The following is a 245-nucleotide window of genomic DNA, read 5'->3' on the forward strand; positions in this document are numbered from 1 at the left end:
GAACTGTTCGCCCTCGCCGAGAAGCTGGGCGGCAACCTTGAACTGGCTATCAAGCGGCTTGCGGAAAGCAAACGTAATCCCCAATCATCAACAACTTAAAAATTAGGAACATGAAGAAAATAATCCTCTTTATGGCGGTGTGCCTTTGCTTCATCGGCAGGGCATCCGCCCAGTGGGTGGTGTCAGACCCCGGCAACTTGGCACAGGGTATCATTAACACCACAAAGCAGATAGTGCAGACCTCT

General features: G+C 51.0%; 1 protein-coding gene. It reads left to right on the forward strand.

All coding sequences use genetic code 11. The features are described 5' to 3' along the window. Positions 1 to 110: 110 nt before the first annotated feature. Positions 111 to 245, forward strand: a 135-nt coding sequence (locus LJE08_RS14325) for a DUF4141 domain-containing protein (RefSeq protein WP_255650368.1), incomplete at its 3' end; no start/stop codon positions are given.

Origin of the sequence: Holdemanella sp. DFI.5.55 (genome assembly GCF_020593575.1) — a bacterium.
Lineage (GTDB): Bacteria > Bacillota_I > Bacilli_A > Erysipelotrichales > Erysipelotrichaceae > Holdemanella > Holdemanella hominis.